General features: G+C 64.6%; 16 protein-coding genes. 7 read left to right on the top strand and 9 right to left on the bottom strand.

Annotated elements, in window-relative coordinates:
• Positions 1-25 precede the first annotated feature (25 nt).
• Entirely contained in the window at positions 26-709 is a 684-nt protein-coding gene (locus D3242_RS06345; protein WP_064984109.1) for a response regulator, read from the bottom strand.
• A 226-nt stretch (positions 710-935) separates the two neighbouring features.
• On the opposite strand from D3242_RS06345, the gene D3242_RS06340 reads away from it, so the two are divergent.
• Entirely contained in the window at positions 936-1,634 is a 699-nt protein-coding gene (locus D3242_RS06340) for a fumarylacetoacetate hydrolase family protein (protein WP_064984333.1), read from the top strand.
• An 11-nt stretch (positions 1,635-1,645) separates the two neighbouring features.
• Positions 1,646-2,296: a maleylacetoacetate isomerase gene (gene maiA, locus D3242_RS06335; RefSeq protein ID WP_064984329.1), complete on the top strand. Its 651-nt coding sequence runs from the start codon at positions 1,646-1,648 to the stop codon at positions 2,294-2,296.
• 3 nt (positions 2,297-2,299) lie between these two features.
• Here maiA and D3242_RS06330 read toward each other — a convergent pair whose 3' ends face one another.
• Positions 2,300-3,544: an MFS transporter gene (locus D3242_RS06330; protein ID WP_019858609.1), complete on the bottom strand. Its 1,245-nt coding sequence runs from the start codon at positions 3,542-3,544 to the stop codon at positions 2,300-2,302.
• A gap of 99 nt (positions 3,545-3,643) precedes the next feature.
• Between D3242_RS06330 and D3242_RS06325 the strand changes: the two genes are divergently transcribed.
• Complete coding sequence (locus tag D3242_RS06325; protein WP_081296092.1) at positions 3,644-4,105, top strand: winged helix-turn-helix transcriptional regulator; 462 nt, start codon at positions 3,644-3,646, stop codon at positions 4,103-4,105.
• Between the two features lie 207 nt (positions 4,106-4,312).
• Positions 4,313-5,353 carry a zinc-dependent alcohol dehydrogenase family protein gene (locus tag D3242_RS06320; RefSeq protein ID WP_064984105.1) on the top strand — a complete coding sequence of 347 codons (1,041 nt, stop codon included), beginning with the start codon at positions 4,313-4,315 and terminating at the stop codon, positions 5,351-5,353.
• A 21-nt stretch (positions 5,354-5,374) separates the two neighbouring features.
• Here D3242_RS06320 and D3242_RS06315 read toward each other — a convergent pair whose 3' ends face one another.
• Positions 5,375-6,238 (bottom strand): DMT family transporter, encoded by an 864-nt coding sequence (locus tag D3242_RS06315; RefSeq protein ID WP_064984103.1) that lies wholly within the window; start codon positions 6,236-6,238, stop codon positions 5,375-5,377.
• A gap of 106 nt (positions 6,239-6,344) precedes the next feature.
• Between D3242_RS06315 and D3242_RS06310 the strand changes: the two genes are divergently transcribed.
• Entirely contained in the window at positions 6,345-7,763 is a 1,419-nt protein-coding gene (locus tag D3242_RS06310) for an aminotransferase-like domain-containing protein (protein ID WP_064984100.1), read from the top strand.
• Positions 7,764-7,765: 2 nt separating this feature from the next.
• On the opposite strand, the gene D3242_RS06305 is transcribed toward D3242_RS06310, so the two are convergent.
• Positions 7,766-8,656 carry a LysR family transcriptional regulator gene (locus D3242_RS06305; protein WP_064984098.1) on the bottom strand — a complete coding sequence of 297 codons (891 nt, stop codon included), beginning with the start codon at positions 8,654-8,656 and terminating at the stop codon, positions 7,766-7,768.
• Between the two features lie 129 nt (positions 8,657-8,785).
• Here D3242_RS06305 and D3242_RS06300 point away from each other — a divergent pair, with 129 nt between their 5' ends.
• Entirely contained in the window at positions 8,786-10,243 is a 1,458-nt protein-coding gene (locus D3242_RS06300; RefSeq protein ID WP_064984096.1) for an MFS transporter, read from the top strand.
• Between the two features lie 192 nt (positions 10,244-10,435).
• Here D3242_RS06300 and D3242_RS06295 read toward each other — a convergent pair whose 3' ends face one another.
• The 3 genes from D3242_RS06295 to D3242_RS06285 all read right to left on the bottom strand — a co-directional run bounded on the left by D3242_RS06295 (position 10,436) and on the right by D3242_RS06285 (position 13,016).
• Positions 10,436-10,933 carry a MaoC family dehydratase gene (locus D3242_RS06295; RefSeq protein ID WP_019858617.1) on the bottom strand — a complete coding sequence of 166 codons (498 nt, stop codon included), beginning with the start codon at positions 10,931-10,933 and terminating at the stop codon, positions 10,436-10,438.
• 258 nt (positions 10,934-11,191) lie between these two features.
• The gene (locus D3242_RS06290) at positions 11,192-11,620 is read right to left on the bottom strand and encodes a phasin family protein (RefSeq protein WP_027046931.1); all 429 of its coding nucleotides are present in this window, start codon (positions 11,618-11,620) and stop codon (positions 11,192-11,194) included.
• Positions 11,621-11,720: 100 nt separating this feature from the next.
• The gene (locus D3242_RS06285) at positions 11,721-13,016 is read right to left on the bottom strand and encodes a DUF445 domain-containing protein (RefSeq protein WP_019858620.1); all 1,296 of its coding nucleotides are present in this window, start codon (positions 13,014-13,016) and stop codon (positions 11,721-11,723) included.
• 321 nt (positions 13,017-13,337) lie between these two features.
• On the opposite strand from D3242_RS06285, the gene rirA reads away from it, so the two are divergent.
• Positions 13,338-13,799 carry an iron-responsive transcriptional regulator RirA gene (gene rirA / locus D3242_RS06280; RefSeq protein ID WP_019858621.1) on the top strand — a complete coding sequence of 154 codons (462 nt, stop codon included), beginning with the start codon at positions 13,338-13,340 and terminating at the stop codon, positions 13,797-13,799.
• A gap of 154 nt (positions 13,800-13,953) precedes the next feature.
• Here rirA and D3242_RS06275 read toward each other — a convergent pair whose 3' ends face one another.
• Complete coding sequence (locus D3242_RS06275) at positions 13,954-14,745, bottom strand: heme ABC transporter ATP-binding protein (protein ID WP_064984094.1); 792 nt, start codon at positions 14,743-14,745, stop codon at positions 13,954-13,956.
• A 16-nt stretch (positions 14,746-14,761) separates the two neighbouring features.
• Positions 14,762-15,865: a FecCD family ABC transporter permease gene (locus D3242_RS06270; protein ID WP_019858624.1), complete on the bottom strand. Its 1,104-nt coding sequence runs from the start codon at positions 15,863-15,865 to the stop codon at positions 14,762-14,764.
• Positions 15,866-15,874: the final 9 nt, after the last annotated feature.

Genomic DNA, 15,874 nt, shown 5'->3' with positions numbered 1-15,874 from the left:
TCCCCACGAGGGGGAGGGTAAAAGCTCAAAACCCCGCCTGATCCCTGAAAAGCTCCGCATTGTCCAGCTTCGAGACCTCGATCACCGCTTGCGTGCGGCTGTAGACATTGAGCTTGCGCAATATCTCCGAGACATGCGCCTTGACCGTGGTCTCGCCCACCTGCAGCTCATACGCGATCTGCTTGTTGAGCAGGCCCTGGCGCAGCATTTGCAGCACGCGCAGCTGCTGCGGCGTCAGCTTGGACAGGCGCTGGACCATGTCGGCGCGATCGACGCTGTCGGCGTCGGCCGGCTGGCCTTCATAGGTTTCCGGCACATAGATCGCGCCGTCCATCACCGAGCGGATGGCGGCGGCAAGATCGCTCTTGCGCGCCGATTTCGGGATGAAGCCGGCGGCGCCATAGGACAGCGCCTCGGAAATGATCCGCGGCTCCTCATATCCCGACACGATTACCACCGGCAGGCGCGGATAGCGGGTCCTGAGTTGCAGCAGCCCGTCGAAGCCGTGCACGTCGGGCATGCTGAGGTCCAGCAGCGCAAGGTCGAAAGGCTTGGCGTCGGCCAGCAGATCGAGCGCCTCGGCGATCGAGCGCGCCTCGACCGTGTCGACCTCCGGATAGGCCATCTGCACGGCGCTGTGCAGCGCCTCGCGAAACAGCGGATGGTCGTCGATGATCAGGAACCGGGCGCGATCGTTGGGTACTGTCATGTGGCTCGTTCCGGTTTACCTGCCACACCATAGCCCCGCGACCATGGTCGGATTATTAGCAAATAGTCTATCGCCGGTTGATAGGCCGCTGCAAAGGTGATGGGAACCCTGAATTACTTACACGGCCCCGGCAAAGCCCATGCTTTATGAAAAGCGACGCCTTGCCCGGTTCCCGAAATCGGCCGAAGGTGCCGCCATCATCCCAATAGCCAACGCAGAGACCGCCATGACCGCCTTTGTCCTTCCCGTGCCGCCAACGCCTTCAGTCGCCATCAGCGGGTCGGCCGAGCGCTTTGCCGTGCGGCGGATTTTCTGCGTCGGCCGCAACTATGCGGCGCATGCGCGCGAGTTCGGCAATGACGAGCGCGATCCGCCCTTCTTCTTCACCAAGCCATCCGACGCCGTGGTCGATTCCGGCACCGTGATCCCCTACCCGCCGCTGACGGCCAATCTGCACCACGAAATCGAGCTGGTGGCCGCGATCGGAAAAACAGGCTTCCGCATTGCGCGTGAGCGGGCGCTGGACCACGTCTGGGGTTACGGCGTCGGCATCGACCTCACCCGCCGCGACCTCCAGGATGAGGCCAAGAAGGCGGCGCGGCCCTGGGACTGGTCTAAGGCCTTCGACCATTCCGCCCCTTGCGGCCCGCTGGTGCCCGCGCAGAAATCGGGGCACCCGACGAAGGGGCGTATCTGGCTTGCCGTAAACGGCGCGGTGAAACAGGATGCCGACCTTAGTGAACTGATCTGGCCGATAGCAGACATTGTCTCAATCTGCAGCGAAGCAGTCGAATTGCAAGCCGGCGACCTGATCTTCACCGGCACGCCCGCCGGCGTCGGCGCGGTCAAGCCCGGTGAGACGATGACCGGCGGCGTCGACGGCATCGGCACGATCGAAGTGACGATCGGCCAACCGCGGTCGTGAACGACAAAGCCATGAGCGACATCGTCCTGCACAATTATTACCGTTCCTCCACCTCCTACAGAGTGCGGATCGCGCTGGAGATGAAGGGGCTGAGCTATGACTACGTCCCGCACCATCTGCGCCATGGCGAGCATCTGGAACCGGCCTATCTCGCGGTCAACCCGCAGGGGCTGGTGCCGGCATTGGTGCTCGACGACGGCACGCTTTTGACGCAGTCGCTGGCGATCATCGAATATCTCGACGAGGTCCAGCCCACGCCGCCGCTGCTGCCGAAGGACTCGCTTGGCCGGGCGCGCGTGAGAATGCTGGCGCAGATGATCGCCTGCGACATCCACCCGGTGAACAATCTGCGGGTGCTGACCTCGCTGCGCACCTTGTTCGGCGCCGGCGACCAGGACATCACCAACTGGTTCCGCCACTGGGTGAACGAAGGCTTTCAGCCGCTTGAAAAGATCCTAGCGTCCTCACCTCAGACCGGAACATTCTGCCACGGCGAGGCGCCGGGGCTCGCCGATATTTGCCTGGCGGCACAGATCACCAGCAACGCCCGTTTCGGCGTCGACCTGACGCCCTACCCGACGATCACCCGCATCAACGCCGCCTGCATGGCGCTGCCGGCCTTCCAGAAGGCCGCGCCGCAGAACCAGATCGATGCGGAGTAAGGCCTACTGGCCAACGCGCAGCGTCAGTGCCCAGACCAGCAACGCCAGCAGGCCGATGCTGGCGCCCAGCACACAGACGCCGCTCCAGCCCATGGCGCCATAGGTCATGGTCGAGGCGATGGAGCCGAGCGCGCTGCCGAGCGAATAAAAGATCATGTAGCCGCCCACCAGGCGGCTGCGTGCATGAGGCCGGCGCGAAAAAATCAGGCTCTGATTGGTGACGTGGACGGCCTGGATCGCCAGATCCAGCATGACGATGCCGGCGACAAGCAGCCACAGCGACACGCCCATGAAGGCGATCGGCAGCCAGGCCCCCATCATCAAAAGCAGGCTGAGACCGGTGACTAGCTGGCCGCGCCCGCGATCGACGAGGCCGCCTGTCCAGCGAGCACCGAGAGCGCCGGCGACCCCGGCAAGGCCGAACAGCCCGATCTCGGTATGCGAGAGTGAAAATGGCGCGGCACTCAGCGGCAGCACCAGTGGCGCCCACAGCACGTTGAAGCTGGCGAAGATCAGCATGGCGAGCACCGCGCGCACACGCAGCAGCGGCTCCTGCACAAACAGCAGTACCACCGAGCCGAGCAGGCGCGGATAGGGCGTGCGTGGCCGCTCCGCCTCGTGGCGCGGCAGGATGAGGTAGAGTACCAGCGCCATGATGAGCGTCAGCGCCGCCGAGACCAGATAGACCCAGCGCCAGCCAGCGAAGTCGGCGACAACGCCGGCAACGAAGCGTGCAAGCAGGATGCCAAGGATGACGCCGCTGGTGACGGTGCCGACCGCCCGCCCCCGCTCGGACGGCACGGCGAGGTCGGCGGCGTAGGCCACCAGCACCTGAACCACAACGGCAAGCAGTCCGACGACAGCAAGGCCTGTCAGCAGCATTGCAGCGCTCGGTGCAATCCCGACAGCACTCAGCGCGACGGCGGACAGGACTGCCTGAACCGCGATCAGCTTGCGACGATCGAACAGGTCGCCCAGCGGCACGATGAAGAACAGGCCGAGCGCATAGCCGATCTGCGTGACCGTCACCACGATGCCGACCGAGGCGGGCGCGATGGCGAAATCATGCGCGATGGCATCGAGCAGCGGATGAGCGAAATAGACGTTGGCAACACTCAGGCCACAGGCAATGGCGAAGACCAGCGCCGTCATGCCGGACAGTCCCAGTGGTGACGCTGGTGTTGCCTGCAGCAGCCTGTCGGACCGCTCCGCTCCTGCTGCCACGCCGTTCACCACCTGCAGATTCATGTCGATCTCCACAATAGGTTTCAACTTGAAACCACTTGCTGGATAGGCAGAACAGTTTTATCTTGCAACCAGAATGATCTATCTGGACCAACGATTGCCATGGTGAAACGAACGAGCCACCACGAAGCGGATTGCCTGATCGCGCGGCCGCTAGACGCGATCGGCGACTGGTGGTCGCTGCTCATCGTGCGCGATGCCTTTGACGGCTTGCGCCGCTTCGGCGAGTTCCAGAAGAGCCTCGGCGTCGCCAAGAACATCCTGTCAGCGCGGCTGCGCAATCTGGTCGCACACGACATACTGGAAACGGTTCCCGCGCCCGACGGCAGCGCGCACCACGAATATGTGCTGACGCAAAAAGGGCGCGGCCTGTTCTATGTCCTGGTCGCCTTGCGGCAATGGGGCGAGACCTATTTCTCCGGACCGGGCGAGCCCTACACTTTCATGGTCGATACGCAGAGCGGCAGGCCGATCAGGCGCCTTGAGGTGCATGCCGAGGACGGGCGGCTGCTGGCGCCCGGCGACACAAGGCTCGCCGATTTCCGCGACCAGGAAAACGGCTGACCGCCCTGGCACGTTCGGTGGACTGGCCAGGCTGGCGGAATCGATTTCCGCTTGACCGGCCAGGGAATCGGCTATCGTTTCCCCAGAGCAATTCCAGGAAAAGTGTGATGCGGTTTTCCCACAGGGATTGCGTCAAAACAATGAGATAGATCGGTTCTTCGTTTCCATGAAACGAAGAACCGATCTATCGCGCAGGTGGAGTGACCGATGAAAGCCGTCGTCTTCGAGAAATTCGGCGAAGCGCCGACGATCCAGACCGTTCCCGATCCGAAGCCGGCCGCCGATGGCGTCGTCATCAAGGTCGAGGCGACGGGGCTCTGCCGCAGCGACTGGCATGGCTGGATGGGCCATGATGACGGCATCACCTTGCCGCACGTCCCGGGCCATGAGCTGGCGGGCGTCGTCGTCGCCGCCGGCAAGCAGGTCAGCCGCTGGAAGGCCGGCGACCGCGTGACGGTGCCGTTTGCCGTCGGTTGCGGCCGCTGCTTCGAATGCAGCTCGGGCAATCATCAGGTCTGCGAGCACCAGACGCAGCCCGGCTTCACCGGCTGGGGCTCGTTCGCCGAATATGTCGGCATCGAACATGCCGACACCAACCTCGTGCGCCTGCCCCAGGAGATGGAATACGCCACCGCCGCCAGCCTCGGCTGCCGTTTCGTCACCTCGTTTCGCGCCATTGTCGACCAAGGGCGAGTCAAGCCCGGCGAATGGGTGGCGGTGCATGGTTGTGGCGGCGTCGGCCTGTCGGCAATCATGATCGCCAGTTCGATGGGCGCCAATGTGATCGCCATCGACCTCACCGACGAGAAGCTGGAGTTCGCCAAAAAGATCGGCGCCGTCGCGACCATCAATGCGTCGACGACGCCGAATGTGGTCAAGGCGGTCAAGCAGATCACCAATGGCGGCGCGCATATGTCGATGGACGCGCTCGGCCACCCCACCACCTCGTTCAACTCGATCGCCAATCTGCGCCGGCGCGGCCGCCATGTGCAGGTCGGCCTGATGCTGGGCGAGCACGCCCGCCCGCAAGTGCCGATGGACAAGATCATCGCCTACGAACTCGAAATCCTCGGCAGCCACGGCATGCAGGCCTACCGCTACCAGGCGATGATGGACATGATCCACAACGGCAAGCTCAAGCCCGAACTGCTGGTCGGCAAGAAGATCAGCCTCGACGAGGCGCCCGCAGCGCTGATGGCGATGGGTGGCTTCGAGGGCATTGGTATCGGGGTGGTGACGAAGTTCTAGGCGCGGGGCTCGCTTCCCGAACTACCGCGCGAACTTCTTTGCGCCGAACACGCACGCCACCACGCCGAGCGTAACCACCACCATCAGCGGGCTGACCTGCTCGTGCAGCAGGCCCGCCGCGAGCGCCAGGCCGAAGAAGGGCTGCAGCAACTGCAACTGCCCCACCGCCGCAATGCCGCCTTGCGCCAGGCCGCGGTACCAGAAGACGAAGCCGATCAGCATGCTGAACAGCGAGACATAGGCGAGCCCGATCCAGGCGTGGGAGCCGATGTGGGCAAAGGATGGCGGCAGGGTCGCGAAACTCAGCACCAGCATGATCGGCAGCGACAACGTCAGCGCCCAGCAGATCACTTGCCAGCCGCCGAGCCTGCGCGACAGCGCGGCGCCCTCGGCATAGCCCAGGCCGCAAACGACGACGGCGGCGAGCATCAGGCCGTCGCCGACCGGCGAGGCGGTCACGCCCTGCGTCAGCGCGAAGCCGGCGACCAGCGCGCTGCCGATGCACGAAAACAACCAGAATGCCGGACGAGGACGATCGCCGCCGCGCAGCACACCGAAGATCGCGGTCGCCAGCGGCAGCAGGCCGATGAAGATGATGGAATGGGCCGAGGTGATGTGCTTGAGCGCCAAGGCGGTCAACAAGGGAAAGCCGACGACCACGCCCAGCGCCACGATCACCAGCGACACGAGATCGCCGCGCTGCGGACGTTTCTCCCGAAACAGCAGCAGCATCGCCAGCCCAAGCAGTCCGGCAATCGCGGCCCGGGCTGATGTCACGAAGGTCGGATCGAAATCCATGACCGCCACACGCGTCGCCGGCAGCGAGCCCGAGAAGATCAGCACGCCGATAAATCCGTTCACCCAGCCGCTCGCGGTCTTGTCCATTGCACGCTCCATTGCTTTCGCCCTCTATCGGGCGGATGCCCATGGCGCGGCTAGAGACAATGCGGTACAATTTCACGAAACTGTAATGGCATATTGAGCAGTACAGATGACTGACCTCGCCTTGGAAACTGATGGCGCGCGAACCTTGGGTACCCCCACTCTGGTCGAAAGCGTCATGGCGACCATTCGCCAGCGGATTGCCGCGCGCAGCCTGACACCGGGAGCCCGGTTGCCGTCGATCCGCGCCTTCGCCCAATCCATGCAGGTGTCCAAATCCACCGTGGTCGAAGCCTATGAGCGGCTCGTCGCCGAGGGCACGATCCGCTCCCGGCGGGGCTCGGGTTTCTATGCCGCCGGCTCGCTGGCGCCGCTGTCGCTGGCCGAGATCGGTCCCCGGCTCGACCGTGCCGTCGATCCGCTCTGGGTATCGCGCCAGTCGCTGGATGCCGGCGACGAGGTGTTGAAACCCGGCTGCGGCTGGCTGCCGGCCTCCTGGATGCCGCAGGCCGCGCTGCGGCGGGCACTGCGCACGGCAGCGCGCGCCGACGATGCCGCGCTTGCCGATTACGGCACGCCGCTTGGCCTGCCGCCGCTGCGGCAACTCTTGGCGCGGCGCATGGCCGGGCATGGCATCGAAGTCTCGCCTGAACAGATCATGCTGACGGACTCGGGCACGCAGGCCATCGACCTGTTGTGCCGGCTCCTGATCGAGCCCGGCGACACGGTGCTGGTCGACGACCCCTGCTATTTCAATTTCCACGCTTTGCTGCGCGCCCACCGCGCCAAGGTGGTCAGCGTTCCCTACACACCGTCTGGGCCAGATATCGAACTGTTCGCGAATGCGCTCGCCGAGCATCGGCCGCGCCTCTACATCACCAACGCCGCCATCCACAACCCGACCGGCGCGATCCTGTCGCCGGTCACCGCGCACCGCTTGCTGAAGCTCGCCGACCAGTCGCACCTGACCATTGTCGAGGACGACATCTTCGCCGATTTCGAACATGCCCCTGCCCCGAGGCTGGCGGCCTTCGATGGCCTGAACCGCGTCGTCCAGATCGGCAGTTTTACCAAGACGCTGTCGGCGTCGGTGCGCTGCGGCTTCATCGCAGCGCCCCGCGACTGGATCGAGGGCCTGACCGACCTCAAAATCGCCACGACCTTCGGCGGCGGACGGCTGGCCGCCGAACTGGTCCTGATGCTGCTGAAGGATGGCAGCTACCGCAAGCACATGGATCTGCTGCGCGCCAGGCTCGCGCGCGCCATGGCCGAGACCGTCGCCCGGCTGAGGGCGATCGGCATCACGCCGTGGATCGACCAGCCGGCCGGTCTGTTCCTGTGGTGCGGCCTGCCCGACGGCGTTGACGCGGCCGAAGTCGCCCGCCGGGCGCTCAGCGACAATGTCGTGCTGGCGCCCGGCAATGCGTTCAGCCTGTCCCGGACGGCCAGCCATTTCCTGCGCTTCAACGTCGCCCAGTGCGAAGACCAGCGCATCTTCAAGGTGCTCGAGGCGGCGATGGCGCGCTGATCTCAGCGACTTGCACAGACCTCCCGCACGCATTCGCGCAACCAGCGTTGCGCCGGGTCGGCATCGAGGCGCGGATGCCAGAGCATCGAAATGGTGACTTCCACCGTCGTGACCGGCAGCCGAAAACTGTACATGCCGGCGCGCGCGCCGGCCGTGTGCCGCTCGGGTACGCTTGCGATCAGCTCCGAGGCGCGCGCCATGGCGAGCGCGGCTGAGAAACCCGAGACCATGCACACCACCATCCGCTGCAAGCCAAGCCCGCCCAAAGCCTCGTCGATCGGCCCCTTCTCGCGGCCGCGCCGCGAAACGCTGATGTGCCGGCCAGCGGCGTATCGCTCGGGCGTCACCGTGCCCTTGCTCAGGGGATGGCCGGCTCGAACAGCGCCAATGAAGCGGTCGCGAAACAGCGCCTGGATGCGCACTTCTGGCCCGGTTTCGCCGGCAACGCCGATTTCCAGGTCGATCGCCGCGTCGCGTAGCGACATCACATCCTTGTCGGACTTCGGCGCGAAACGCAGCCGCACCTCTGGCGCTTCGGCCCCGATACGGGCGACCAGGCGAGGCCCGAACTCCTCGACGAAGCCTTCGTTGGTGCGCAGCGTGAAGACCCTGTCCAGGGTTGAGAGATCAAGCAATTCGGCGGGGCGCAGCAGCGCCTCAGCGTCCTGGACGACAGGACCGACCTGGCGGCGCAATTCCTCCGCGCGCGGCGTCGCCACCAGGCCGCGGCCGGCCCGCACCAGCAAAGGATCGCCCGTCGCCTCGCGCAGCCGCGCCAGCGTTCGGCTCATCGCCGAGGGACTGAGCCGCAGACGGCGCGCGGCGCGGGCCACGCTGCCTTCCGCCAGCAGCACGTCGAGAGCAAAGAGCAGATTGAGATCGGGTGTTGTCATCCGCGGATCGTAGCATGATGTGGCGTCTCATGCACTGATATGATGCAAATGCTGCGCCTTTCGCCATATCAGCCGAAAGACTAGATCTCCATCGGCTCCAGCTCCGGAGCGAACGGAAAGGAGATCGCCATGGCAGTCGCCGCGCAAAATCGGGACGGCATATCAGCCCCGCAAGAGAATCAATCGGTCGGCTGGGCGCTGGCAAGCCTGTCGCTCGCCACGCTGCTGTCGTCGCTCGGAACCAGCATTGCCAGTGTCGGGCTGCCCTCGCTGATGCAGACGTTCGGCGCGTCGTTCCAAGCCGTGCAATGGGTGGTCCTGGCCTATCTCCTCGCCATCACCACGCTGATCGTCAGCGCCGGGCGGCTGGCCGACATGTTCGGGCGCCGGCCGTTGCTGCTTGGCGGCATCGCGCTGTTCACATCGGCATCAGTGTTCTGCGGCCTGGCGCCGACGCTGTGGCTGCTGATTGCCGCACGCGCCATGCAGGGGCTTGGCGCGGCTCTGATGATGGCGCTGGCGTTGGCCTTTGTCGCGGAAACGGTGAGCAAGGAACGGACCGGCAGCGCCATGGGCCTGCTCGGCGCCATGTCGGCGATCGGCACGACGCTCGGCCCCTCGCTCGGCGGCCTGCTGATCGCCGGCCTCGGCTGGCGGGCGATCTTCCTGGTCAATGTGCCGCTGGGCCTGCTGACCTTCGCCCTCGCCTGGCGCGCCCTGCCCGCTCGCAACAACACATCTCAGGCCGCCCAAGGCAAGTTCGACGCGATGGGCACTGTCCTGCTGGCCCTGACGCTGGCCGCCTATGCCTTGGCCATGACGCTTGGCCGGGGCCATTTCGGTGCGCTCAACATCGGCCTGCTGGCCGCTACCGCTCTCGGCATCGGTCTATTCGCCGTCGCCCAGAAACGGGTGAAGAACCCATTGGTCCAACTCGCCAGCTTCCGGGATCAGCGGCTCAGCGCCAGCCTGGTCATGAGCCTGATCGTCGCCACGGTGATGATGGCGACCCTGGTGGTCGCGCCGTTCTATCTGTCGCGCGGACTAGGGCTCGATGCCGCGATGGTCGGCCTGGTGCTTTCGACCGGGCCGCTTGTGTCGGCCCTGTCGGCGCTGCTGGCCGGGCGGCTCTCCGATCGCTTTGGAGCCCACAGGATGATGGTCGCAGGCTTGCTCAGCCTCGCCACGGGCACATTCCTCCTGTCGCTTGCGCTGACCGGACTCGGCATTGCCAGCTATGCCGTTCCCATCACCGTCACCTGTTTCGGTTACGCCCTGTTCCAGACTTCCAACAATGCGGCCGTCATGAGCGGTATCGGCGCCGGCGAACGCGGCGTCATATCAGGCCTGCTCAATTTGTCGCGCAATCTCGGCCTCGTCACCGGCGCATCGGTGATGGGCGCCATATTCGCGGTTGCATCGGCCGGTGCCCGACAAGGAACAGGACAGGATGTTCTGAGTTCCGCCGCAGCCGCCCGTGGCATGCAGGTCACCTTCGAGACGGCAACGGCGCTGGCGCTGGTGGCATTGCTGCTCGCGCTGCTCTCGGCCCGTGTCGCAGGTCGCGTGGAGTCCGTAGTTTCATGAGGCACGATCTGCTTGGCGATGGAAGCGTAATGTCCGTCAGATGCCGCGCAGAGAATGTTTCGAAATTCGCTCTGGCGAATCATATGGTGGTGGTTTCGAGAACCGGAGCGCAGCGGACTTTTGGTCCGTGAGCACCGGAAGCGCAGAAAACGCCATCAGATGGCCGCCAGAGTAGAATTTCCAAGCAGGCTCTCAGGCCCCTGCCCGTTTGCGGCGCTCATAGAGCATGACCAGCGTTTCCGCCGTCAGCGCCGGCTTTTCCTCGCCTTCGATTTCGACGGTATTGGCTGCCTTCATCAGATATTGGCCGGGCCCCCTGTCTTCCATGGAAAGCAGGACCGTACGCAGCCTGATGCGGGCGCCGACCCTCACGGGCGCCAGGAAACGCACCTTGTCGAAGCCATAGTTGAAGGCGGCCTGGGTGTTTTCCGGCACGATGCCCATGCCGAGCGCCAGCGCGCCGATGATCGACAGCGTCAGATAGCCATGCGCGATCGTGGTGCGGAACGGGCTTTGTCGCCGCGCGCGTTCAGGGTCGACATGGATCCATTGGTGGTCGCCGGTGCATTCGGCGAACTGGTTGATACGGTCCTGATCGACCGTGGTCCATTCCGAGACGCCGAGCTCCTGCCCGGACATCGTTCTCAACTGCTCATAGGTCGGCGGCGTTTTAGGCCGTATTTCGTTCATTCCTGCTTTCCCGATCGCTTGCCGTGCCTCCGGACCACGAACGGATGGCCCCTGTCAATTCACCCCTTGTGAATCGGTTCCGTCGAACTCCGGCTGAACCGTGCCATGCCTTGCCGCGCAATGGCAGGCCGAATTCGGATTTTCGCACCTTCCAGGGGCGCCGACGCTTATAACGTGGCGCGAATGCAACTATGCGCAGGGTTGCGAAACTGCAAACCGGCATGTCCCGCCGAAGACGAAACGACAGGCCGCGGAAGCCTATTTCTGCCCGTAGCCGGCGCGGATTTCCTCCATCGCCTCCTTGATGCGTGCACGCAGGATTTCGATCGATTCGGTTCCGGATTTGCGAGCCAGTTCAGCCACTTCACCGGCATTCTTAAGCGCCGCCTCGAACGATTTCCGGGCAAACTCCGTCTGCTTGGTCATCAGTTCCTGCGGATTGCCCGGCGCGCGGTAGCTCTGCGCCATGTCGGCGATTTCGCGCAGTGTGTCCTGCAGCAGTTCACGCTGCCTCGACAACAGCGAGGTCGCGCCGGCGGCGCCGGCTCGCGCCGATTTCTCCAACGCTTCGAGGTTCTTGCGGTGATGGGCAAGGATCGCCTCGACATCGACATTGGGCACCTTCAGGTCGCGGCCGAACCTGCCGAACATGTCCATGAAGGAATCGGATTCCGGTTGTTTTGCCATGATGTCTCCCCTTAGCCGCAAATGCGGATACCCTCGCCGAGAGCATAGCACTCGGCTGCCGTGTGTCCATTTCGAAGACGGGCCTGACGATCAATGCGCATCAATTGACCGGGAGCAGCAGCTCGATCGTGTAGAGGACGATACCCGCCAGCCCGCCGATGATCATGCCGTTGAAGCGGATATATTGCAGGTCCCGGCCGATGTTCATCTCGATCAGCCGCGTCAGTTGCGCCAGGTCCCAGCGTTTGACCTGATCGGCGATGAATTTCGACACACCGCTCTTCTGGCTTTCGACGAAGGAGGCCAGCGCCACGACGAACCCCTGGTTCATGTCGGCCCGGATCTGCGCATCGCCGGCGAGATGGCGGCCGACCTCGACGAACATGTTGGCGAGATGCGCCCGGATCACCGAATTCGGCGCCTTGGCATCCTGCTCGATGAACAGGCTGAGGCTCTGCCACATGTCGCCGGCCAGCGCCCTGACTTCAGGTCGGGCGAGGAAATCATGCTTCATCTTCTCGGCACGCTTTGCATATTGCCTGGACGTCCGCAGTCGCTCGACGAAGCCTTGCGCAAAACGATCGAACTCGGCGCGCATCGGGTGGTCGGGATCGGCGCGCACCTCGTCGAGCAAGGAACCCGCCGAGGCGACGATCTTCTTCAGGAGATAGGCATCGGCCCTGAACAGGTTGAACAGCGACGGCAGCTCCTCGCGGATCTTCTCGCGCATCGTCGCCAGCGCCTGTTCGTCGTTGAGGAAGCGGCCGACCACCTTGATGAACTCGTCGAACAGTTTTTGATGACGGCGGTCATCGGTAAGCGCCGACAGCAGTTCCGCCGCCAGCGGCGCCAGCGGCACCTTTTCGATCTGCTCGAGCATGCGGCTGGTGACGAAGCCGCGCAGGCCGGACTGCTCGACCGCGGCAAGTGTCTGCGGCACCAGCCGAACGACGAAGCGCGACAGGCCGGCGGCGCGTTCGGCATCGGTCAGCCAATCGGCGACGAGTGCCGCAAAATCGACCTCGGCAAGCTTTTCCCGCACCGGCTCAGGCGCCAGGAAATTGGCCTCGATGAAGCGGCCGAGATTGTCGGCGATACGATTCTGGTTTTCCGGGATGATGGCGGTATGCGGGATCGGCAGCCCGAGCGGGCGCCTGAACAACGCCACCACCGCGTACCAGTCGGCAAGACCGCCAATGGTCGCCGCCTCGGCGAAGGCGGCGACGAACCCCAGCCACGGATAGGTGCTTTGGAACGACTTGGCCAAGGCGAACACCAGCACGCAAAGCCCCAGCGCCGCCGTGGCGATGAATTTGGTGCGGCGCAACGCCGAGAGCTTGACGGCCGCGTCAGCATCGAAACGGACAGGCGCCAGGGACGGAGCCGATTGTGACATGGATGAACTGCTCCTCGTCGATCTCTGGTCGACCTCTCGTCGATCTCAGGTCGACCTCAGGTCGACCCCGGGCCTATCTAGGGTTTCATCAGCCGGAATGCCCGTTGTGGCCGGTTTTCCCAGCGTTTTGCCGGGCTGCGCACATAAAGTTGACGAGAATATTCATCTATGATGCCTGGCTAGTCTGGAATTGTTCCAAGGTATAGGCCATATTCGGATCGAGGCCAGCGCGGCGAATCCGAAGCTCCGGGATCAGAGCCGCGGCGGCGAAGTTCAGGAATCCGGCGTGGTTGCACCGCGCCGGCGCGTAGTGAGGACGAAATGCGGCTTACACGCCAGACCAATTATGCCATGCGCATCCTGATGTACTGTGCCGCCAACAATGACCGGTTGAGCCGCATTCCCGAAATCGCGGCCGCCTATTCGGTGTCGGAACTGTTCCTGTTCAAGATCCTGCAGCCGCTGGTCGAGAATGGACTGGTCGAGACGGTGCGCGGCCGGAATGGCGGCGTCAGGCTTGGCCGCGCGGCTGAGGCGATCAGCCTCTTCGACGTCGTGCGCGTTACCGAGGAAAGCTTCGCCATGGCCGAATGCTTCGAGAACGATGCCGCCGAATGCCCGCTGGTCGACAGCTGCGCGCTGAATTCGGCGCTGCGCGAGGCCCTCAACGCCTTCTTCGCCGTGCTCGCCCGCTACACGATCGCGGACATGGTGGCGGCAAGGCCGAACGTGCGCAACCTGCTCGGCATCGACATGCTGGAGCGCCGCGCCCCGGCCGCGTGAGCAAGTCTCCCCGCGTCTGGGTAGGTCTGTTGAGATTCAGGTCAGGCCGAGTCGAGAACGGCGGGTTCCGAGAACCGGAACGGAGCGTACGTTTGGGGACGTGAGTACCGGAAGTGCACGAAACCGCCATTCGCAGGCCGGCCTCACCTGAATATCAATAGACCGCTGATTGAGGCAACACGAACGGCATGTTGCCGACCGGCAGCACGCCGACCCTGAGCCCGCAATCGAACACTTTTTCGATCAGCTCATCGCTCAGCACGTCCTGTGGTGAACCGGTGGCCACGAGCCGGCCGCGATGCATGACGAAGATCCGGTCGGCATACATGGCTGACAGATTGAGGTCGTGTAGGATGGCGACCACGCCCCCGCCCCTTTTGGCAAAATCACGGGCGATGTTCATGATGATCAGCTGATGCTTGATGTCGAGGCTGGAAACCGGCTCGTCGAGGAACAGGTAGCGCGGCTTGCCGTCGAGCACCGGCGCCCAGACCTGGCACAGCACGCGCGCAAGCTGGACGCGCTGCTGCTCGCCGCCCGAAAGCTCCTGGTAGAAACGTCCGGCAAAACCGTCGAGGTCAACGCGCGCCAGCGCCCGCTCCGGCAGCCGCGCATCCTCGCCCGGCAAGGCGCCGGAGCGCCCGCCGACAAGGCCAAGCTTGACCACCTCGCGCACGGTGAACGGGAAAGACAGCGTCGTCGCCTGCGGCAGCACCGCGCGATGCACCGCCATCTCGGCCGGCCTCATCGATGAAAGGTTATGGCCGTTGAGCGCGATGCGCCCGGTGTAGGCGAACTCGCCCGACAAAGCCTTCAGGAAGGTCGTCTTGCCCGAACCGTTAGGACCGACGATGGCCGCGACTTCGCCGGGCCGGGCGTCGAAATCGACACCGCCGACGATGCGCTTGCCGGCGATATCGACGGAAACATCCCTTGCCTCGATCATCAACGCCTCATAGGTCTCAGAGATCGACCACGCCGCGCTTGCGCAGCAGGATCCACAGGAAGAACGGCGCGCCCGCGATCGCGGTGACGATGCCGATCGGCAATTCGGCCGGCGCCACGACGGTTCGTGCAACGGCATCGGCCAACAGCAGCAGCGAGGCACCGAGCAGCGCCGAGGCAGGCAGCAGATAGCGATTGTCCGGACCGATCAGCAGCCGCAGCAGATGCGGCACGACGATGCCGACAAAGCCGATGCCGCCGCTGACCGCGACGGAGGCGCCGACCGCCGCCGAGACACCGATGATCGCCGTGTATTTCAGCCGCTGCACCGGTATGCCGAGATGGCCGGCGGTCGCCTCGCCCAGCGCCAGCGCATTGAGGCCGCGCGCCAGGAAAGGCATCGCCCCTAGCGCCAGTATAATGATCGGCCCGACTGAACCGATCTTCGCCCATGTCGCGCCGCCCAGCGATCCGAGTGACCAGAATGTCAGGTCGCGCAGCTGGCGATCGTCGGCCATGAAGATGAGGATGCCCGTCAACGCCATGGCAAGGGCTGCCAGCGCGATGCCGGCGAGCAGCATGGTGGCGACCGAGGTTTGGCCACGTCGCGTCGCGACCTGATAAAGCACCAGGGTCGAGGCAAGGCCACCGAAGAAAGCCGCCAGCGGCAGCGCAAGCGTACCGAGCAAGGCCGTCACCGGCGCCAGCACCGTGATGCCGAGCACGATGATGGCCACCGCGCCGAGGCTGGAGCCGGCGGAAACGCCGATCAGGCCGGGATCGGCCAGCGGATTGCGAAACAGCCCCTGCATGACGGCGCCCGAGACCGCGAGCGCCGCACCGACCAGCATGCCGAGGATGATGCGCGGCAAACGGATGTCGTAGATGATCAGGCTGTCACGGGTGCTCAGCGCCGCATCGCTCGGAATGGCCCCAAGCAGCCAGTCCCCGAGGACGCTGACGGCCGAAGCATCTGATGCCCCCGACGTGAGCGACAAAGATATGGCGGCCGCGAGCCCGAGGCACAGCAACAGGATGACGATGCGGGCGCGGCCCGAGCGGTCGCCTTCGGATGCATTCGCCATCACCTTCACCGGGCCGGCGATCGATTGATCGACCATGATCCGCCC

Source organism: Mesorhizobium jarvisii (genome assembly GCF_003601985.1).
In the GTDB taxonomy this organism is placed as follows: Bacteria; Pseudomonadota; Alphaproteobacteria; order Rhizobiales; family Rhizobiaceae; genus Mesorhizobium; species Mesorhizobium jarvisii.
The sequence above is the reverse complement of the archived record's forward strand: the minus strand, read 5'-3'. Positions and strand labels throughout refer to the sequence as shown.

Excerpts from the sequence above, each read along its gene's own strand:
- D3242_RS06345 (WP_064984109.1), bottom strand. The coding sequence starts at position 709 with ATGACAGTACCCAACGATCGCGCCCGGTTCCTGATCATCGACGACCAT.
- D3242_RS06340 (WP_064984333.1), top strand. The coding sequence starts at position 936 with ATGACCGCCTTTGTCCTTCCCGTGCCGCCAACGCCTTCAGTCGCCATC.
- maiA (WP_064984329.1), top strand. The coding sequence starts at position 1,646 with ATGAGCGACATCGTCCTGCACAATTATTACCGTTCCTCCACCTCCTAC.
- D3242_RS06330 (WP_019858609.1), bottom strand. The coding sequence starts at position 3,544 with ATGAATCTGCAGGTGGTGAACGGCGTGGCAGCAGGAGCGGAGCGGTCC.
- D3242_RS06325 (WP_081296092.1), top strand. The coding sequence starts at position 3,644 with ATGGTGAAACGAACGAGCCACCACGAAGCGGATTGCCTGATCGCGCGG.
- D3242_RS06320 (WP_064984105.1), top strand. The coding sequence starts at position 4,313 with ATGAAAGCCGTCGTCTTCGAGAAATTCGGCGAAGCGCCGACGATCCAG.
- D3242_RS06315 (WP_064984103.1), bottom strand. The coding sequence starts at position 6,238 with ATGGACAAGACCGCGAGCGGCTGGGTGAACGGATTTATCGGCGTGCTG.
- D3242_RS06310 (WP_064984100.1), top strand. The coding sequence starts at position 6,345 with ATGACTGACCTCGCCTTGGAAACTGATGGCGCGCGAACCTTGGGTACC.
- D3242_RS06305 (WP_064984098.1), bottom strand. The coding sequence starts at position 8,656 with ATGACAACACCCGATCTCAATCTGCTCTTTGCTCTCGACGTGCTGCTG.
- D3242_RS06300 (WP_064984096.1), top strand. The coding sequence starts at position 8,786 with ATGGCAGTCGCCGCGCAAAATCGGGACGGCATATCAGCCCCGCAAGAG.
- D3242_RS06295 (WP_019858617.1), bottom strand. The coding sequence starts at position 10,933 with ATGAACGAAATACGGCCTAAAACGCCGCCGACCTATGAGCAGTTGAGA.
- D3242_RS06290 (WP_027046931.1), bottom strand. The coding sequence starts at position 11,620 with ATGGCAAAACAACCGGAATCCGATTCCTTCATGGACATGTTCGGCAGG.
- D3242_RS06285 (WP_019858620.1), bottom strand. The coding sequence starts at position 13,016 with ATGTCACAATCGGCTCCGTCCCTGGCGCCTGTCCGTTTCGATGCTGAC.
- rirA (WP_019858621.1), top strand. The coding sequence starts at position 13,338 with ATGCGGCTTACACGCCAGACCAATTATGCCATGCGCATCCTGATGTAC.
- D3242_RS06275 (WP_064984094.1), bottom strand. The coding sequence starts at position 14,745 with ATGATCGAGGCAAGGGATGTTTCCGTCGATATCGCCGGCAAGCGCATC.
- D3242_RS06270 (WP_019858624.1), bottom strand. The coding sequence starts at position 15,865 with ATGGTCGATCAATCGATCGCCGGCCCGGTGAAGGTGATGGCGAATGCA.